Annotated in this window: 1 protein-coding gene; it reads left to right on the forward strand. The window is 40.9% G+C overall.

Features of this window, described 5'->3' with window-relative positions; genetic code table 11:
- Positions 1 to 172 precede the first annotated feature (172 nt).
- Positions 173 to 798 (forward strand): polysaccharide pyruvyl transferase family protein (locus AC01FP_RS18245; RefSeq protein WP_474482252.1); only part of this gene is annotated, 626 nt, incomplete at its 3' end.

Genomic DNA, 798 nt, shown 5'->3' on the forward strand with positions numbered 1-798 from the left:
ACGAAGTCCTGAAATGAGATTGGCTTTCGAAAACAAGATCCTAGAGCAATACTTTTCAGCCCACCAGGCATCCAAGCGTAATATTTTATCATGATCCAATCCTCAAAGCCTCCACCGTAATAAATTGGCAAAAAGACTTTAAGTAAACACAGTACTATACTAAGCTCATTAAATGAGTGTAAAGATGAGTCCAAAATCAAAGACAGTTTGCATCCTTGGCTCTAAAGGAGCGATAGCTAACTCTCACACCCTAGATGCTTCACAATTTCTCGACGCTTGTGGCAAGAACACTGGAAATCTTCTTTTTCAATATGCATGTACTAAGCTTTTTGAAGGCGTTTCACTTGGCAATATTGGGCATGATATCCCATATCGCCATGACTATGTTAACGGTAAGCATGACTTCTTGATTCTTCCGTGCGCGAACTTTATAAACCCACGATTTGATATGAGCGGACTTGTGAACTACTTAAAGAAAGTCACTATTCCGATTATTCCCATAGGTCTTGGAGTCCAGTACGAATCGGCTCCTGATGGATTTCCAGAGCTCTCCAGCATGCCAGAAAGCATTCAAGAGCTGGTAAGAATCTTTAGACTTTCATCTCCAAAGATCTTCGCGCGAGGCGAGTTTACGAAAAGCATACTAATTAAATATGGCGTAGATGAAGATCGGATCGTCGTGATTGGCTGTCCTTCTAACTTTATCGGTGATGAAATGCATATAAGAAAAGGTTTTGAGCACTGTTCAGAGATAGGCAATGAAGACATTAATCTATTAGTCACTGGCGACGAAGTCTG

The sequence above is a fragment of the Cyanobium sp. NIVA-CYA 375 genome (genome assembly GCF_056108345.1).